We start from the raw sequence: 18193 nt of genomic DNA, 5'->3' as shown, positions 1-18193 counted from the left end.
GGCTCGGTGCTCGGCACCAGGTTCTCGAAGTTACCCCCCGTAGCACCGGTAATCGTGGTGCTGACGGTGCTGCCGTTGTTGTAGACATCATTGCCCAGGGTTTCAACATCCACGCTGCCGGTGGTCTTGCCGGCCTCAATGGTGATGGTCTGGCCGTTGGACAGGGTCACAGTGACCGGCGTCTGTGCCGGGTTGGTCAGGGTCGCGGTGTAGGTGATGCTGCCACCTTCCACAATATTGCCGGTCGCCGTCAGGGTCACGGTGGTGGTGTCGATGGTGTCGGTGATCTGGGTGACTGCAGGTGTTGTGCTCGGGGTAACCACCAGGCCACCACCGCCACTGGTGCCAGTGATGGTGGCGGAGATTTCGCTGCCATCGATGTACACCGTGTCATTCGGCGGAATTTCTACGTTGACGCTGCCGGTCAGCTGGCCGGCGCTGATAACAATCACCTGGCCGTTGGACAAGGTGATAGTCAGGTCGGTCAATGGCGCTTGAGTCAGGGTCGCCGTGTAGGTCAACACACCACCCGCTTCAGTGATGCTCGGGGTAGCGGTAAGGGTCAGGTCGGCGGCACGCAACGGCGTGGTGGCATCAGCAGCCGTATTCAGAACCAGCGGGCCTTGCTCTTGCTGGACAGCGGCCGTCTGGAAGGCCAAGCCTTCGGTAGGGAAGCCAATGGTCGGGTCGACTGAAGCAGCGGTCTCATCGAGCATAACGAAGCTGTGGCCACCACCGACTGCACCGCCACCACCGCCAGCTGCAGTGGGACCTGCCGCCGTGGCTTCCAGCTCAGTGGTCGGGTCAGCACCGGCCGCGATCGCTTGTTGCAACTCGTCAACCGACGGGGCTTGTTGCGCCGTAGCCTCAGCCAGATCGGTGGTGCTGTCTGGAGCATCGGCACTCCACTGCATGTCGCGCCCGAGATCGAGCGTGCGGCCATCAGCCAGTTCCAGGGTTACGGCACCGGCCAGACCGGTCAGTACCTGCTCGCCGACGAACAAACGGTCGCCTTCGATGAGTACACGTTGAATCCCCTCTGGGGAAACCGCGATTACTTGACCAACAATGCTTTTGACAACGGCAACAACACTGCTCATAAGACTCTCCGGACTAACCGTTCAAATTGGCTTCCATGCCCGAGCGACGCTGACTTGCCGCAATCAGATGGAATGTTCTGTGAGGCGTTTTTGACACTGCAACTGTCAAAATAATGACTAAGAAGTTTGGCAATTAACTTAATGCCAAACTATTGACCTTCTGATCGCCATCCTAAACAATCGGATACGTAATGTCACATTGATATTTGAACGGTCACCAGTCTTCCTTCGTACGATCCTAGTAGCATCTCGGAAATTTCCGACGTAAGGTCCGCACGGTTGCCATTATTAAATGCGGCAAGGCCACTTGCTGTGATTTGGGACAAGATGTCCCCGGGAAAAAGTAAATGCGATCGCTCCTTCTGACTGCTCTTCCTTTCACCCTTGCCGCCAGTTTTGTTCAAGCGCAAAGCCTGCCGGAAGCTATGCAGCGCGCCATCGAAGTCCACCCGGAAGTTCAAGCCGGGGTTAACAGCAGAACCGCAGCCGACTATCAATTGCGCGCAGCCCAGGGCGGCTATTTGCCGCGGGTGGATGTATTGGCAGGTTACGGCCGCGAAGGTACCGACAGCCCGAGCACTCGCATCGGTAACCGTAGCAATGATTGGGAAACCCTCAACCGTGGCGAAGCCAGTGTGCGTCTTCGACAAATGGTCTTCGACGGCTTCGCCACATCCAGTGAAGTCGGTCGTCAACAAGCCACCGTCAACTCACGCGCCTATGCCCTGATGGGCACCTCCGAGCGCACGGCGCTCAACGTTGCCCAGGTGTATCTGGACGTGCTGACCCGTCGCGACATGGTGCGTCTGGCCGAAGACAACCTGCGCAGCCATGAACGCATCTTCGATCAAATCAAGCTGCGGACCGCACGGGGTGTTGGTCGCCTGGCCGATATGGATCAGGCCGAAGCGCGCCTGGCGCAGGCCCGCAACAACCTGATCACTGAACAAACCAACCTGGCTGACGCACAAACCAACTACCTGAGCGTAGTTGGTCAAATGCCAGACGAAATCAGCACGCCGCCGGCCTTCATCGACATGCTGCCAGCCAGCCTGGATGAAGCACGCCAGCAAATGCTGGAAAGCAGCCCGATCCTGCGATCGGCGGAGTCCGATATCGCCGCTGCAGAGAAGCAGTACGATGCTGCAAAATCGTCGTTCTACCCGCGTTTCGATGCTGAACTGGGGCGCAGTGCCGACAACAACATCGATGGTGTCAGCGGTCATAACAATGACTGGCAGGCCATGCTGCGCATGAGTTTCAATCTGTATGCCGGTGGTAGCAACAAAGCGGACCTGGAGTCCAAGTCCTATCAGGCAAACCAAGCGCTGGATATTCGTAACAATGCCTTGCGCCAGCTCAATGAAGAATTGGGCCTGGCATGGAATGCTATGAACAACGCCAATGCCCAAGTGCCGATTGCGCAGAAGTATGTCGACTACAGCAGCAGTGTTCGCACCGCTTACCAGAAACAGTTCAGCTTGGGCGAGCGTACATTGCTTGACCTGCTCGATAGCGAGAACGAGTTGTTCACCGCCCAGCGCCGCCTGGCAGAGGTGAAGAACAGTCAGCTGTTTACTCAGTATCGAATCAAGGCGACCATTGGCCAGCTCCTCAAGAGCCAGGGCGTTGTGGCGCCAATGGCAACTGTCGTGCAGAACGACATGAAGCCTCAGGTAAACCTGCCCGGCATGAACTGAGGCCAGCCCTCATGTCCAACCGTATTTGCTAAGAGATTGCCGCGTGGAATCAGAAGTCAGTCGAGTCCAGCTCACCCATGATCCACGCAGCCAGCACGACGATCCGTTGCTGGACAGCCTGCTGTCGCTCTGTGTGTTGCACCAGAAACCTGCCAGCCGGGCGATGCTCACCACCGGTTTACCGCTGCCCTCGCAGCGGTTGAGCCCGGAGCTACTGCCTCGCGCCGCTGCCCGGGCAGGCTTGCAAGGTCGCTTGCTGCAACGCAAGCTGGAGCAGATACCCAACATCGCCATGCCGGCGATGTTGCTGCTCAAGGATGGCCGCAGCACGATCCTGCTCGGCTGGGAAAACGAAGGTACTGCACGTCTATTGCTCAGCGAGAGCGACGGCGGTGAGGTACATGTCAGCCGCGAAGCGCTGCTGGCCGATTACAGTGGCCGGGTTTTCTTTGCCCAGCCGCAGCATAAGTTCGACGTCAACCATGGCAACCTGATCCCCAGGGCGCGCTCATGGTTCCGTGACACCCTCAAGCGCTCGCGCTGGCTTTATGCCGACGCCATCGCCGCCAGCCTGGTCATCAACCTGATCGCCATGGCCGCACCGCTGTTCGTGATGAACGTCTACGACCGCGTAGTTCCCAACCAGGCCACCTCGACCCTCTGGGTGCTGGCCATTGGTATTACCGGGGCCTACCTCTTCGACCTGATCCTCAAGGGCCTGCGCAGCCTTTGCCTGGACCTGGCCGGGAAGAAAACCGACCTGATCATCTCCGCCACGCTGTTCGAGCGTATTGTCGGCATGGCAATGAAGTACCGCCCGGCCCGGGTCGGTAGCTTCGCCCAGAACATCCATGAATTTCAGGGCCTGCGCGACTTCCTTGCGTCACTGACACTGACCAGCCTGATTGACCTGCCATTCACCCTGCTGATCCTCTTGGTGATCGCCATCATCGGCGGCCATCTGGTCTGGATTCCCATCGTTGCCTTCCCGCTGGCTCTGGGCATCGGCCATGCCTTGCAAAAACCACTGGTCGCAACGCTGGAGCGCACCATGGCACTGGGTTCCGAGCGCCAGTCGAGCCTGATCGAAACCCTCGCAGGGCTGGATGCAGTCAAGGTCAACAACGCCGAAAGCGAACGCCAGTACATGTGGGAGCAGACCATCGGTACGCTTAGCCGCCTGGAGCTGCGCGTAAAGGTGCTGTCGGGCCTGGCCATGAACATCACCTTGCTGATCCAGCAGTTGGCCGGCGTGGCGCTGATCTGCTTCGGCGTCTACCAGATCATGGACGGCCACCTCAGCATGGGCGGCCTGATCGCCTGCTACATGCTCAATGGACGCGCCATGGCCCCCCTGAGCCAACTGGCCGGGTTGCTGACCCGTTACCAGCAGGCCAAGGTCACCATGGTCTCGGTTGACCAGATGATGGAGCTGCCGCAAGAACGCAACTTCGAAGAGCGCCCACTGAGCCGCCAGGTACTGCAAGGTGCCATTGAGTTCCGCGGGGTTGATTTCACCTACCCGAACCAGCAGAACGTTGCGCTCAAGGGCATCAACCTGGTGATCCGGCCAGGCGAGAAGATCGGCATCATCGGCCGTAGCGGCTCAGGCAAGAGCTCGCTGGCCAAGTTGATTGTCGGCCTCTACGAAGCAGACGCCGGCTCGTTGCTGGTCGATGGCGTGGACATCCGTCAGATCGATGTGAGCGAGCTGCGCCACAATATCGGCTATGTCCCTCAGGACATCCAGTTGTTGTCCGGCACATTACGCGACAACCTGGTCAGCGGTGCCCGCTATATCGAGGACGAAATGGTCCTGCAAGCGGCCGAGCTCTCTGGCGTGCATGAGTTTGCCAGGCTGCACCCGCAGGGCTACGAGCTGCAGGTCGGCGAGCGCGGCCAGAACCTCTCCGGCGGCCAACGACAGAACGTTGCATTAGGCCGGGCCTTGCTGCTGAACCCACAGATCCTGTTGCTGGACGAGCCGACCAGCGCCATGGACAACACCGGTGAAGAGCGCCTCAAGCAGCGCCTGCAAGCGGTTATCGAGAACAAGACCGTCGTACTGGTTACGCACCGTGCTTCGCTGTTGTCGCTGGTCGACCGGCTGATCGTGATTGATCGCGGGCAGATTGTCGCGGATGGCCCGAAAGCCGCCGTAATGGATGCGCTGAAAAAGGGGCAGATCAGTGTTGCTTAAGTCTGGAGCAGGTCGCATCAAGGACGTACTGAGTAACTACTTCAAAGGCTCGGAGTCGCTCCATGGGCAACCCTTGCCTGAGGTCAACAAAGCCCTGATCGAGGATGCACCGCGCATTGTGCGGCTGACCATCTGGGGCGTAATCGGTTTTTTCCTGTTCATGGGGCTCTGGGCCAACTTCGCGATCATTGATGAAGTGACTCGGGGAGATGGCAAGGCCATTCCGTCCTCAAAACTGCAGAAAATCCAGAACCTGGAAGGCGGTATCGTTGCCGAGATCTATGCCCACGAAGGCGAGATTGTCGAAGCCGGCGCGCCACTGCTGCGCCTGGACGATACTCGGTTCGTGTCCAACGTTGGCGAGACAGAAGCCGACCGTTTAGCCATGGCCCTGCGCGTCGAACGCTTGAGCGCCGAGGTCGAGGATCGCCCATTGCATATCGCCGATGAAATCCGCAAAGCCGCGCCCAATCAGGCCAACAACGAGGAATCGTTGTACCAGAGTCGGCGCCAGCAGTTGCAGAACGAGATCGGCGGTTTGCAGGAGCAACTGGTACAGCGCCAGCAGGAACTGCGCGAATTCAGCTCCAAGCAGGCGCAGTACCGCAACAGCCTTCAGCTGCTGCGTCAGGAAATCAACATGTCCGAGCCATTGGTATCCCAGGGCGCGATTTCTCCGGTTGAGGTGCTACGCCTCAAGCGGGCCGAAGTGGAAAACCGAGGCCAACTGGATGCAACCTCTCTGGCCATCCCACGCGCCGAGTCCGCCATCAAGGAAGTCGAACGCAAGATCGACGAAACCCGTGGCAAGTTCCGCAGCGAGGCCCTGACCCAACTGAACGAAGCCCGCACGGACCTGAGCAAGGCCCAGGCAACTGGCAAGGCGCTGGAGGATCGGGTCAGCCGTACGCTGGTTACTTCGCCGGTGCGCGGTATCGTCAAACAACTGCTGGTCAACACGATTGGTGGCGTCATTCAACCCGGTAGTGATCTTGTCGAGATCGTGCCGCTGGATGACACACTGCTGGTGGAGGCGCGGATCCGTCCACAGGACATCGCCTTCCTCCACCCTGGCCAGGACGCCATGGTGAAGTTCACCGCCTATGACTTCACCATCTATGGCGGGCTGAAAGCCCGGCTGGAGCAGATCGGCGCCGACACTATCACCGACGAAGACGGCAACACGTTCTATGTGATCAAACTGCGTACGGATCGCAGCCACTTGGGCACTGACGAAAAACCGCTGCTGATTATCCCCGGCATGGTCGCATCAGTGGACATCATTACCGGCAAGAAAAGCGTGTTGAGCTACCTGCTCAAGCCGATCATCCGGGCACGGGCCGAGGCCTTGCGCGAGCGTTGATTGGAGGCCGCTGCTCACTCATATGCTTATTCAATAAAGATATTTAAATTAAATCTCTTATAGCAATATAGTTAATCCCCTGCGTACATGCCGACCAATCGGTGCGCCGCACGACACGAACCAACACGGAACAGCCGTGAGTTTCTGATCGATGCGCGCACCCTTGGGCGCGCACTGCGTGGGAGAGCACTATGTCAGCAGCCTCAATCGCTTTGTCGGTACACGACAGCGCACAGCAGCAAACCTTCGAAATTCGTCCTCTTGCCGGCGCAGTAGGTGCCGAGATCATCGGCCTTGACCTGAGCCTGCCGGTCAACGACGAAGCGTTTGCCCGCATCCACCGGGCTCATCTGGATCACCACGTGCTGGTCTTTCGTAACCAGCACATCACGCCCGAACAGCAGGTCGCCTTCAGCCGCCGGTTTGGCGTACTGCAAGTACATGTGCTCAAACAGTTCCTGTTGGCCGGGCATCCGGAAATCCTGATTGTCTCCAACATTGTCGAGAACGGGCAGAACATCGGCCTGGGCGATGCTGGCAAGTTCTGGCATTCAGACCTGTCGTACAAGGAACTCCCCAGCCTCGGCTCGATGCTGCATGCCCAGGAACTGCCCCGCGAAGGCGGCGACACCCTGTTCGCCGATATGCACAAAGCCTGGGACGACCTGCCAGAGGCCCTGCGCAAGGCCGTCGAGGGGCGCAGCGCCGCACACTCCTATACCGCGCGTTACAGCGAGACCAAGTTCGAAAGCAACTGGCGCCCAACCCTGACTGCCGAGCAGTTGGCACAGGTACAGGAAGTGATTCACCCGATCGTCCGCACGCACCCGGAGAACGGTCGCAAGGCGTTGTTTGTCAGCGAGGGCTTCACCACCCGAATCATCGGCCTGCCGGAAGACGAAAGCCGCCAGATTCTCACCGAGCTGTATGCCCACAGCGTGCTGGAACACAACATTTACCGCCATCAATGGCAGCCCCGCGATCTGGTGTTCTGGGACAACCGCTCACTGATTCACCTGGCAACCGGCTGCCCGAGCCACCTGCGCCGCAAGTTGTACCGCACCACCATTCAGGGCGACGCGCCCTTCTAAGACCGATCAAGGAGCACAGCATGAGTAACGCTATCAGCCGCCTCGCGGCCAGTATCGGCCTGGGTCTTAGCCTGATCGCCGGAAGCCTGGTGGCCCCGGCCGCCGCACAGGCCGAAGGCGAAATTCGCATCGCCGAACAATTCGGTATCGTCTACCTGCTACTGAATGTGGTGCGTGATCAACAGTTGATCGAAAAGCACGGCAAGGCACAGGGAGTCGACATCAAGGTCGATTGGACCCAACTTTCTGGCGGTGCAGCCATCAACGACGCACTGCTGTCCGGCTCGGTGGATATCGCCGGGGCCGGCGTCGGTCCGTTGCTGACCATCTGGGACCGCACCCAGGGTCGACAGAACGTCAAGGCCGTCGCCTCACTCGGCAACTTCCCCTACTACCTGGTCAGCAGTAATCCGAATGTGAAGACGATTGCCGACCTCAGCGAAAAGGACCGCATCGCCCTGCCGGCAGTGGGCGTTTCAGTGCAATCGCGTTTTCTGCAGTACGCGGCAGCCAAGCAATGGGGTGACAAGGAGTATGCCCGCCTGGACAAATTCACCCTGGCGGTTCCGCACCCTGATGCCACCGCAGCCCTGCTGGCCGGTGGCACCGAGTTGAATGCGCACTTCTCCAACCCGCCGTTCCAGGATCAGGTGCTGGCCAACCCGAATGTGCATGTGGTGCTCAACACCTACGACCTGCTCGGCCCGAACTCGCCAACCGTACTGTTTGCGACTGAGAAATTCCGCAAGGACAACCCCAAGACCTATAAAGCGTTCGTTGAAGCGCTGGCCGAAGCGGCAGACTTCGCCCAGAACAACAAGGCTGCCGCCGCCGACACCTACATTCGGGTGACCAAGGCAAAAATCGACCGCGAGGCCCTGCTCAAGATCATCGACAACCCTCAATACGAGTTCAGCGTCACGCCGAAAAACACCTACCCACTGGCCGAATTTCTCTATCGCGTCGGCGCCATCAAGCACAAGCCCGAATCCTGGAAAGACTACTTCTTCCAGGATGAGAAGCCTCTGCAAGGGAGCTGAAACGCATGAACGCCCAATTGCAAGGCCACACGGTCAGCAACCTGCGCGACGTGCCCACGTCGCCTCTGCTGCACGTGGATAACGTCAGCCTCGAGTACCGCACTGCGCAACGCGTGGTGCGCGCCACTCACCACGTCAGCTTTGAAGTGGACAAGGCCGACCGCTTTGTCCTGCTCGGCCCCTCAGGCTGCGGTAAATCGACCCTGCTCAAGGCGGTGGCCGGTTTCATTGAGCCTCAGGAAGGGACGATTCGTCTGCAAGATCAGGTCATCAAAGGGCCTGGTCCCGACCGTATTGTGGTGTTCCAGGAGTTCGATCAGCTTCCACCCTGGAAAACCGTCAAACAGAACGTCATGTTCCCGTTGCAGGTCTCTGGCACGCTGCCGCGTCAGGAGGCCGAGCAGCGCGCGCTGCACTACCTGGAAAAAGTTGGCCTGGCAGCCTTTGCCGACGCCTACCCGCACACCTTGTCCGGCGGCATGAAAGCGCGGGTGGCCATCGCACGGGCACTGGCGATGCAACCGAAGATCCTGCTGATGGACGAACCGTTCGCCGCACTCGATGCGCTGACCCGGCGCAAGATGCAGGAAGAGTTGTTGCTGCTCTGGGAGGAGGTGCGTTTCACACTGCTGTTCGTCACCCACTCCATCGAAGAAGCGTTGGTGGTAGGCAACCGCATTCTGCTGCTGTCACCGCACCCAGGACGGGTGCGCGCCGAAGTGCACAGCCATCAGTACGGGCTGCATAGTCTGGGCGGCCGTGAGTTCCAGGCCTCGGCACAACGTATCCATCGACTGCTGTTTGAGGAAGATCAGGCGCAAGATCAAGTACTTGATCTTGATTTCGCCGATGTTCGCATCGCCTACTGACCTGGAGTTCACTCGCATGGCTACCCCTCCTATTGTGCGCCAGGAGTATGAAGTCCCCCTGGAGCCGCTGCTCAGCGTGCCATTGGAACGTGAGCTTCCACTGCCCCAGCGACTCTGGCAACACAGCAGTTTGCGCAAAGGGCTGATCCTGCTGTTACTGGCCCTGGCCTGGGAAGCTGTTGCCCGTTATCAGGCCAACGACCTGCTCCTGCCCAGCTTTGTCCAGACATCCCGCGCCTTGATCGATGGCCTGGCCAGCGGCGAGCTGCTGGCCAAGGTCGGCGTCTCGTTGATCGTGCTGCTCAAGGGCTACCTGCTGGGCATTGTCCTGGCCTTCGGGCTGACCAGCCTGGCAGTGTCGACACAATTCGGCCGCGACTTGCTCAGTACCTTGACCTCAATGTTCAACCCCTTGCCCGCCATCGCCCTGCTGCCTTTGGCGCTGCTCTGGTTCGGCCTGGGCGACAACAGCCTGATTTTCGTACTGGTACATTCCGTACTCTGGGCGCTGGCGCTGAACACTTATGCCGGCTTTCTCGGCGTATCGGAAACCCTGCGCATGGCCGGACGCAACTATGGCCTGCGCGGCTTGCGCCTGGTCCTGCATATCCTGATTCCAGCCGCGCTACCGTCGATTCTTTCAGGGCTGAAAATTGGTTGGGCCTTTGCCTGGCGCACCCTGATTGCCGCCGAACTGGTCTTCGGTGCGACCAGCGGCAAGGGTGGCCTGGGTTGGTACATTTTTCAGAACCGCAACGAGCTGTACACCGACAAGGTATTCGCCGGCCTGGCGGTGGTCATCCTGATCGGCCTGTTGGTGGAGAGCCTGGTATTCAATAGCCTGGAACGGGTCACCATCAAGCGCTGGGGTATGCAGCGCTAATTCATGCCGTTTGGTACTGGGCGGCGGCCTTGCTCAGGGTTTCAGCAATTTGCTGGCGCAGGCCGATCGGCTGCTCGACGATCAAGCCATCGCCCTGGCTCAACAACCACCAGCGCAACTGCCAGCTATTGCTGACCGTCGCCCTCAGAAGATGCCCATGTGCCAACGGGGCCAGGCTCATGTCCGCCGACAGCGGCGTTTCACGTACCAAGCGCGCCAAACTGTCGCTCACCCAGGCTTGCAGCTCGATTTTATCGGTCTGCCCGAATTGCAGGGCATCGCTGCGCAGGTAAACCTGCAGGTCGAAATCCTCGAGACCTTCGGTGGCACTGCTGAGGATACTGACCGTGCGAAAGCGATGAACCGCAAACTGGCGAATATCACTGTAGGGATCCGCTCGGGCAATCAGGTAGCTGACCTGACCGCGCTGAATCAACGCCAACGGGTTGAGAGTCATTTCGCTGAGTTTGTCGTTATGTGCCGAGTAGTACTGGCACTTCAACTGATACTCCTCCAACAATGCCTTCTGCACCGTTTCCAGAATGCTGTCGGGCACCTCGGGCGCTTGCATGTTCATGTCGGGGCGAACGCTGGCGACTTTGTCCAGCCAGCGCGCAGCCTTGTTCGCACCGGACAAGTGCTCAAGTTTTTGCCGAGCATGACTGAAACGCGCATCAAGCACCTTGAGCATGCTCCCCGGTAGCAGTGGCCGTACCGCTTCCTCGACCAACGCCAGGCTCAAGGCTTCGCTGATGCTCAAGCCGCGCAGTTCGACACAGGCGTTTGCCGCCCAATGCCACCCATAGGGAATACTCTTGTCGTTGCGCTCCAGTGGAAAGATCAACGACAGTTCGTTGAGGTCTCGCTCGATACTGCGCTTGCTGATGGTGAAGCCAGCGTCCTGCAATCGGGCGACCAGCTCTGCGCTAGTGATGCCGGGGGATCGGCTGGGTAGCTGGCGCAAAAGTTCCCATTGGCGGCTGAGTGTGGCGCGGGTGGTAGCAGAGGGCAAAAGGGTGCGTCCTTGTCTAGACTTGCGCACTAGCATGGCGCCCGCCAACGGATATGGCAAATGGCCATTTATTCAACCAGATCAAGGAAGAGCTGTTGAATCGCTTCACGATGATTGTTCGCGACAGGTTTTGTCGTTGCCTTGCGCAGAATCACATCCCATCACCCCCGCTCTCGGTACTGCGGGTGGTTCAATGAGGATGAACATGTCTGCTGTCAGCAATATCTATCCCTTGCTAGAGCGCCTGTTGCCCACGCGCATCACGCCAGCCCCCGGACGTACCGGCCACTTGTCGCGCCTCTATGCCGGGGTTGGCATGCCCAGCCAGCGTGCCGCGCTGGGTGACAGTTTCAGCCTGATAAACAGCCTTGATGAGGCCGCCGACCTGCAGGCGGTGTATACCGACCTGCGCAACCAGGCGCTGGAGGGCAGCATCTCGGCACTCAATGACCTCGGCTGGATCTGGCTCAATGGCAAGTACTGGCGAGCGGATCCGACACTGGCCGGCCACCTGTTGCGCATGGCCGCTTTGCAGGGCAATGCGACAGCATGGTTTAACCTGGCCCAGCAACATTACTTCGGCAAAGGCGTGATGGTGAGCTACGCCTGTGCAGCCGAGTACTACCAGCATGCCTTCGAGCGTGGTTTGGACCATGCTGCAGCGGCACTCGGTGACCTTTACGAGGAAGAGGTCTGCGATACCCATGTGCAGGAGTGGCAAGTCGACCTGCAGCGCGCCTACCAGTGGTTCATGCGCGGAGCCGAACGCGGCGATGCACGCTGCCGTTTTGAAATCGGTTATCGGTTGCTGCATGGCCAACAGGTCGAGACTGACACCAAGGCTGCGTTGTACTGGCTGGAACTCGCCGCAGTCGCCAAGGTGGTACAGGCTGCGGAGGAACTGGCTGTCCATTTCAGCCTGTCGAACGACACCTTGCGCTACCTGTTCTGGCGCGATCAGGCCATTGGCCTGGGCAGCCCCTTGGCGTTGAGCATGAAGCTGGAGGACCAGGTGCGCTACTGAAACCATTGAGCAAGCGCCTCTTGACGTCGGGGGTGGTGGTCGAAGTATATTGATAGTTAGCAAACTATGAATATCCGCGTGACCGCCCTCCAATGAATCTCGACGCACTGCAACTCAACATCAGCAGCGGTATGGTGGCAGCCGGCCGGCACTGGCGACGGATCTGCCAGGCCACGCTGGCTGGTTACGGTATCTCCGAAGCCTGCGCGGTGCCGCTGCTATTGATCGTGCGCCTGGGCGACGGCGTTCATCAGGTCAAGGTCGCCCAGGCGGCCGGACTGGAAAGCCCCTCCCTGGTGAGGCTGCTCGACCAACTGTGCAGCGCGGGCTTCGTCTGCCGTAGCGAAGATCCCCTCGACCGCCGCGCCAAAGCCTTGAGCCTGACCACCAGTGGCCGAGCCTTGGCCGAAGCCATCGAGGGCGAACTGGTTCGCTTGCGCCGAGAGGTACTGGCGGATCTTCCGGCAGCGGATCTTGAGGCGACTCTGCGGGTATTAAGGGCCTTTGAAGAGGCGGCACAGCGCGCCTCGGGGCAAACCGCATGAGTACTTTTTTCAGCTCAATGCCGCCTGCGCGCGACTGGTTCTACGGGGTACGAACCTTCGCTGCCTCGATGATCGCACTGTATATCGCCCTGCTCATGCAATTGCCACGGCCCTATTGGGCCATGGCCACGGTCTATATCGTATCCAGCCCATTCGTCGGGCCAACCAGCTCAAAAGCCCTGTACCGGGCCATGGGTACCCTGCTCGGCGCGGCCGGGGCCGTCTTTCTGGTGCCCCTGTTGGTACAGGCTCCGGTGCTGCTGACGATCGCCATCGCGCTGTGGACCGGTACCCTGCTCTTCCTTTCCATGCACCTGCGCACCGCTAACAGCTATACCCTGATGCTGGCCGGCTACACCCTGCCAATGATTGCCCTGCCTGTGGTCGACAACCCGCTGGCCGTATTCGATATCGCGTCCTCACGGGCCCAGGAGATTTGCCTGGGCATAGTCTGCGCGGCGGTGGTCGGGGCAGTGTTCTGGCCGCGCCGACTGGCCCCTGTAGTGGTGGGCACGACCAGCAACTGGTTCAATGAAGCCCGTCGGTACAGTGACACGTTCCTCGCCCGGCAGGCCTCGACCGAAACCGTCAGCACCTTGCGCGCCTCGATGGTCGCGACCTTCAACTCGCTGGAAATGATGATCGGCCAACTGGCCCATGAGGGCGCACGCCCACAAACCGTAAAGAACGCCCGCGAGCTGCGTGGTCGCATGATTCACCTGCTGCCAGTACTCGACGCACTGGACGACGCACTGCTGGCACTTGAGAAACGCGCCCCGGCCCAAGCTGAACACCTTCAAGCCGTGCTGTTGGAGGCCCGCGACTGGCTGCAAGCCACCGCCGAATCAGCCTCACCAGCACGCTGGTCAGCCTTGCGCACCCGGCTGGAAAACCTGCAACCCGACGCCGCAGCGCTGGACGAGCGGCCCATGCTACTGCTTTCCAATGCCTTGTATCGTCTCACCGAATGGGTCGATCTGTGGCAAGACTGCTGCACGCTGCAACAGGCCATTCGGACCGAGGACCTCTCGCCTTGGCACGCCGTTTATCGACACTGGCGGTTGGGCCGGCTGACACCGTTTTTTGACCGCGGCCTGATGCTCTACTCGGTGTTCTCGACCGTGACCGCGATCATTGCCGCCACGACGTTGTGGATCCTGCTGGGCTGGAACGATGGCGCCAGCGCAGTCATTCTGGCAGCGGTTGCCTGCAGTTTCTTCGCCGCCATGGACGACCCGGCACCACAGATTTATCGGTTTTTCTTCTGGACCACCCTGTCGGTGGTGTTTGCCAGCCTTTACCTGTTTCTGGTGCTGCCCAACCTGCATGACTTCCCGATGCTGGTACTGGCCTTCGCGATCCCGTTCATTTGCGTCGGCACCCTGACCGTCCAGCCGCGCTTCTATCTGGGCACCTTGCTGACCATCGTCAATACGGCCTCGTTCATCAGCATCCAAGGGGCCTACGACGCCGACTTTCTGACCTTCATCAATGCCAACCTGGCGGGCCCCGCAGGCCTGTTGTTCGCCTTCATCTGGACCCTGGTGATGCGCCCGTTCGGTGTCGAGCACGCCGCCCGGCGGCTAACGCGGTTTAGCTGGCACGACATCGTCGGCATGACCCTTCCAGCCACCTTGGCCGAGCACCGCAGGCTGGGCGTGCAAATGCTCGACCGCCTGATGCAGCACCTGCCACGCCTCGGCCAGACCGGACAGGACACCAGCGGTGCCCTGCGTGACTTGCGGGTTGGCCTGAACCTGCTCGACCTGCTGGCCTATATGCCCCGTGCGTCAGCCCAGGCTCGAGCGCAACTTGAACAGGTCGTCACCGAAGTGGGCGCGCATTTCCAGGCCTGCCTGGACGCTCGCCGTCGCCTGCACCCGCCTGAACTGTTGCTGACCAGCATGGAGCGCGCTCGCCAGGCGCTTAACGTGCAGAGCATGGCCGAACACGCCGATGCCCGTCTGCATTTGCTGCATGCCTTGAGCGGTTTGCGTCTGGCCTTGCTGCCAGGCGTGGAAGTCATGCTTGATCCCGCTGCAAACCCACCTCAATTGCCCTATGGCATCGACGGAGCGCCCCTGTGATCGGTGACCTGGATATCAGCGGGGTTTTCCTGCCCACGCTGCTCGTGATGATGCTGGGAACATACCTGCTGTTTCTCGGCCTGCATGCCGTGCTGACACGCGTGCATTTCTATCGCCTGGTCTGGCACCGGGCGTTGTTTAACGTCGCCCTCTACGCCGTACTGCTCGGTACGGTAGATCATTTTTTTCGAAGCCTGATGCTGCCATGAAGAAACCTCTATTGACCCTGGGACGCATGGTCCTGACGCTGTTGGTTGTGACGCTGGCGACCGTACTGGTCTGGCAGATGGTGCTGTATTACATGTTCGCGCCCTGGACCCGTGACGGGCACACCCGCGCCGATGTGATCCAGATCGCGCCTGACGTGTCCGGGCTGATCCAGGAGGTCAGCGTGCGTGACAACCAGGTGATCAAACGTGGCGATGTGCTATTCACCATTGATCAGGACCGCTTCCGCCTGGCCTTGCGCCAGGCCCAGGCCACCTTGGCAGAGCGCAAGGAAACCCTGGCCCAGGCGCAACGTGAGGCCAAGCGTAATCGAGGGTTGGGCAACCTGGTCGCCCAAGAGCAACTGGAAGAGAGCCAGTCACGCGAGGCACGGGCGCAGTCGGCTCTGGCCGAGGCCCAGGTGGCAGTCGATGCGGCGCAGCTCAACCTCGACCGCTCGGTACTGCGCAGCCCGGTGGACGGCTACCTCAACGACCGAGCCCCGCGCGTACACGAGTTCGTCAGTGCCGGGCGCCCTGTACTGTCGGTTGTGGACAGCAATTCTTACCACGTCGACGGCTACTTCGAGGAAACCAAGCTTTCCGGCATCAAGGTTGGCCAGGCAGTGGACATTCGCGTCATGGGTGACAACACACGGCTGCGTGGCCATGTACTGAGCATCGCCGCCGGTATCGAAGACCGCGACCGCAGCAGTGGCGCGAACCTGCTGCCCAACGTCAACCCCGCATTCAGTTGGGTACGCCTGGCCCAGCGCATCCCCGTACGCATCGCCTTCGATCAGGTGCCGGATGATTTCCGCATGATCGCCGGGCGCACGGCCACAGTGTCCATCATCGAGGGCAGCGGTCAATGAAGCGGTTGGCATTGCTGAGCATCAGCCTGGTGCTATCGGCCTGCCAGATGGTCGGCCCGGATTACCACCTGCCCAAGGACGCAGCGGTCAACCGCAGTGACCTGCAAGGCACGTTGCGCAACGATGCGAACAGCGTGGTCTCCGCACCAGTGCCCGGCAACTGGTGGCAGCTGTATCGCGATGATCGCCTTGACCACTTGGTGCGCGACGCCCTGGCTGCCAACACCGAGCTGCGCGTAGCTGCCGCGAATATCGCCCGGGCCCGCGCCCAAGTCGAGGAAGCACAGGCTCAGGGCGGCTTTCACGCCGGAACGAAACTCGGCGCCCAGCGCCTGCAAGAATCCGGCGAGGCGTTCCTGCTGCCGGAAAAAGTGCCCGTGGCCAATATTGGCGAAGCGATCCTTAGTGCGTCCTACCAGTTCGACCTGTGGGGCACCCTCAAGCGCGGTGTAGAAGCAGCCCAGGCCAATGCCGACGCAACCCAGGCCGCCGCTGATACGGCACGAATCACAGTGGTCGCCGACGTCGTGCGCGCCTATACCCAGGTGTGTGCCGCCAACGAAGAGCTGCACATCGCCCAGACCTCACTGGACCTGCAGGAGCAAAGCCTGAGCCTGACCCAACGCCTGCGCGATGCCGGGCGTGGCGACGAAACCCAGGTCACGCGCTCGCAGACCCAGTTCAAATCCCTGCGCGCTGAACTGCCGCGCTATCAGGCAGCACGCGAAGCCGGTCTGTTTACCCTTTCGATGCTGCTGGCCAAGCCTGTCGACCAGCTACCGGCCGGCACCGCAACCTGTGCCGAACTGCCCCACATTGCCCAGTTATTACCCGTAGGTGATGGGGCCGCGCTGCTCAAGCGACGCCCAGATGTACGCCAGGCCGAGCGTGGCCTAGCAGCCGCCACCGCCACCATCGGGGTCGCCACCGGCCAGCTGTATCCGGACATCAGCATTGGCGCTCAAGTTGGCACCATCGGTATTCTGGAAAACCTCGGTACACCGGCAACCAATCGCTGGGGTTTTGGTCCGCTGTTGACCTGGAACGTACCGACCAACGGTACTCGGGCACGTATCCGCGAAGCCGAGGCCTCGACCCAAGCCGCCCTGGCACGCTTTGATGGCGTGGTGCTCAACGCCATCCGCGAAACCCAGACCAGCCTTGCCCAGTACAGCGCCCTGCTGGAGCGGCGTGATGCCTTGGCAGAGGCCGAACGCTCGGCGCAGTTGGCTGCAGATCAAACGCATCGTTTCTATCAGGCCGGTCGCGCGTCGTTCCTTGCCGACCTGCAGGCGACCCGCACTTATACGGATATGCGCGCCCAACTGGCGGCTGCCAACACTCAGGTCGCCTTGGGACAGATCGGGTTGTTCCTCGCGCTGGGTGGGGGCTGGGAAGGCACTGGTGATGCACGCGCCGCGCAACCCTCGGCAGCACACTGATGCCCTCAGGTTTTATCCATCATCCCCTTGAACAGCTCCAACGGCAGCGGGAAGACGATGGTGGATGACTTGTCCCCGGCAATGCTGCCCAGGGTCTGCATATAGCGCAGTTGCATGGCGCCGGACTGGCGCCCCAGCATTTCGGCAGCCTGCATGAGCTTTTCTGACGCCTGCAATTCGCCTTCAGCATGAATCACCTTGGCCCGTCGCTCACGCTCGGCTTCAGCTTGACGGGCTATGGCGCGAATCATCGACTCATTCAGGTCGACATGCTTGATCTCGACGTTTGCCACCTTGATGCCCCAGGCATCGGTCTGGGCATCAAGCACCTGACGGATGTCCAGGTTGAGCCGTTCGCGCTCAGCCAGCAGTTCGTCGAGTTCATGCTTGCCCAGTACCGCACGCAAGGTGGTCTGGGCCAGTTGGCTGGTAGCGGCGAAGTAGTCCTCGACCTGAATGATTGCCTTTTGGGCATCCAGCACACGGAAGTAGAGCACCGCATTGACCTTGACCGAGACGTTGTCGCGGGTGATCACATCCTGGGGCGGTACGTCGTGAACCACGGTTCGCAGATCGACCCTGACCATCTGTTGCACGCCCGGAATCAGCAGAATCAGCCCCGGCCCTTTGACCTGCCAGAACCGGCCCAACTGAAACACGACGCCGCGTTCGTACTCGCGCAGAATGCGAAAGGCTGAAAACAACAGCAGCATGATCAGCCCAAACAGCGCAGCAAAACCCAGTTGCAGGAACATG

16 protein-coding genes are annotated in these 18193 nt (G+C 60.4%); 13 read left to right on the top strand and 3 right to left on the bottom strand.

What is annotated here, in order from left to right; genetic code table 11:
• A partial coding sequence (locus tag CYD26_RS22315) for a retention module-containing protein (RefSeq protein ID WP_145991813.1) occupies positions 1-1100 on the bottom strand: 1100 nt, incomplete at its 3' end.
• Positions 1101-1447: 347 nt separating this feature from the next.
• On the opposite strand from CYD26_RS22315, the gene CYD26_RS22310 reads away from it, so the two are divergent.
• The 7 genes from CYD26_RS22310 to CYD26_RS22280 all read left to right on the top strand — a co-directional run bounded on the left by CYD26_RS22310 (position 1448) and on the right by CYD26_RS22280 (position 10246).
• Entirely contained in the window at positions 1448-2800 is a 1353-nt protein-coding gene (locus tag CYD26_RS22310; protein ID WP_099773261.1) for a TolC family outer membrane protein, read from the top strand.
• A 43-nt stretch (positions 2801-2843) separates the two neighbouring features.
• Entirely contained in the window at positions 2844-5000 is a 2157-nt protein-coding gene (locus tag CYD26_RS22305; RefSeq protein WP_065761708.1) for a type I secretion system permease/ATPase, read from the top strand.
• Positions 4990-6363: an HlyD family type I secretion periplasmic adaptor subunit gene (locus tag CYD26_RS22300; RefSeq protein ID WP_065761709.1), complete on the top strand. Its 1374-nt coding sequence runs from the start codon at positions 4990-4992 to the stop codon at positions 6361-6363. The genes CYD26_RS22305 and CYD26_RS22300 overlap by 11 nt, the downstream gene beginning before the upstream one ends.
• A 191-nt stretch (positions 6364-6554) precedes the next feature.
• The gene (locus CYD26_RS22295; protein WP_102053696.1) at positions 6555-7454 is read left to right on the top strand and encodes a TauD/TfdA family dioxygenase; all 900 of its coding nucleotides are present in this window, start codon (positions 6555-6557) and stop codon (positions 7452-7454) included.
• Between the two features lie 20 nt (positions 7455-7474).
• Positions 7475-8494: an ABC transporter substrate-binding protein gene (locus tag CYD26_RS22290; protein WP_102053695.1), complete on the top strand. Its 1020-nt coding sequence runs from the start codon at positions 7475-7477 to the stop codon at positions 8492-8494.
• Positions 8495-8499: 5 nt separating this feature from the next.
• Positions 8500-9363, top strand: coding sequence for an ABC transporter ATP-binding protein (locus tag CYD26_RS22285; protein ID WP_102053694.1), 864 nt, complete (start codon positions 8500-8502; stop codon positions 9361-9363).
• A 16-nt stretch (positions 9364-9379) separates the two neighbouring features.
• Complete coding sequence (locus CYD26_RS22280) at positions 9380-10246, top strand: ABC transporter permease (protein WP_102053693.1); 867 nt, start codon at positions 9380-9382, stop codon at positions 10244-10246.
• A 1-nt stretch (position 10247) separates the two neighbouring features.
• Here the strand turns inward: CYD26_RS22280 and CYD26_RS22275 are convergent, their stop codons facing one another.
• Positions 10248-11258 (bottom strand): YafY family protein, encoded by a 1011-nt coding sequence (locus CYD26_RS22275; RefSeq protein ID WP_102053692.1) that lies wholly within the window; start codon positions 11256-11258, stop codon positions 10248-10250.
• A 205-nt stretch (positions 11259-11463) separates the two neighbouring features.
• Here CYD26_RS22275 and CYD26_RS22270 point away from each other — a divergent pair, with 205 nt between their 5' ends.
• The 6 genes from CYD26_RS22270 (at position 11464) to CYD26_RS22245 (ending at position 17437) form a co-directional block, all read left to right on the top strand.
• On the top strand, positions 11464-12282 hold the full coding sequence (locus tag CYD26_RS22270; RefSeq protein WP_102053691.1) for a tetratricopeptide repeat protein: 819 nt from the start codon (positions 11464-11466) through the stop codon (positions 12280-12282).
• A 92-nt stretch (positions 12283-12374) separates the two neighbouring features.
• Entirely contained in the window at positions 12375-12827 is a 453-nt protein-coding gene (locus tag CYD26_RS22265; RefSeq protein WP_102053690.1) for a MarR family winged helix-turn-helix transcriptional regulator, read from the top strand.
• Positions 12824-14914, top strand: a complete 2091-nt coding sequence (locus CYD26_RS22260) for an FUSC family protein (protein WP_102053689.1) — start codon at positions 12824-12826, stop codon at positions 14912-14914. Before CYD26_RS22265 ends, CYD26_RS22260 begins: the two co-directional genes overlap by 4 nt.
• A complete protein-coding gene (locus CYD26_RS22255) occupies positions 14911-15123 on the top strand; it encodes a DUF1656 domain-containing protein (protein WP_065761862.1) in 213 nt (70 codons plus the stop codon). The genes CYD26_RS22260 and CYD26_RS22255 overlap by 4 nt, the downstream gene beginning before the upstream one ends.
• On the top strand, positions 15120-15995 hold the full coding sequence (locus tag CYD26_RS22250; protein ID WP_102053688.1) for an HlyD family secretion protein: 876 nt from the start codon (positions 15120-15122) through the stop codon (positions 15993-15995). The genes CYD26_RS22255 and CYD26_RS22250 overlap by 4 nt, the downstream gene beginning before the upstream one ends.
• Positions 15992-17437, top strand: a complete 1446-nt coding sequence (locus CYD26_RS22245; RefSeq protein ID WP_102053687.1) for an efflux transporter outer membrane subunit — start codon at positions 15992-15994, stop codon at positions 17435-17437. Before CYD26_RS22250 ends, CYD26_RS22245 begins: the two co-directional genes overlap by 4 nt.
• Positions 17438-17442: 5 nt before the next feature.
• Here the strand turns inward: CYD26_RS22245 and CYD26_RS22240 are convergent, their stop codons facing one another.
• Positions 17443-18192 (bottom strand): slipin family protein, encoded by a 750-nt coding sequence (locus tag CYD26_RS22240; RefSeq protein WP_065761859.1) that lies wholly within the window; start codon positions 18190-18192, stop codon positions 17443-17445.
• Between the last annotated feature and the right edge of the window lies 1 nt (position 18193).

The sequence above is a fragment of the Pseudomonas sp. FFUP_PS_473 genome (genome assembly GCF_002858665.1).
Classification (GTDB): domain Bacteria; phylum Pseudomonadota; class Gammaproteobacteria; order Pseudomonadales; family Pseudomonadaceae; genus Aquipseudomonas; species Aquipseudomonas defluvii.
This window is presented reverse-complemented; position numbering and strand designations above follow the sequence as displayed.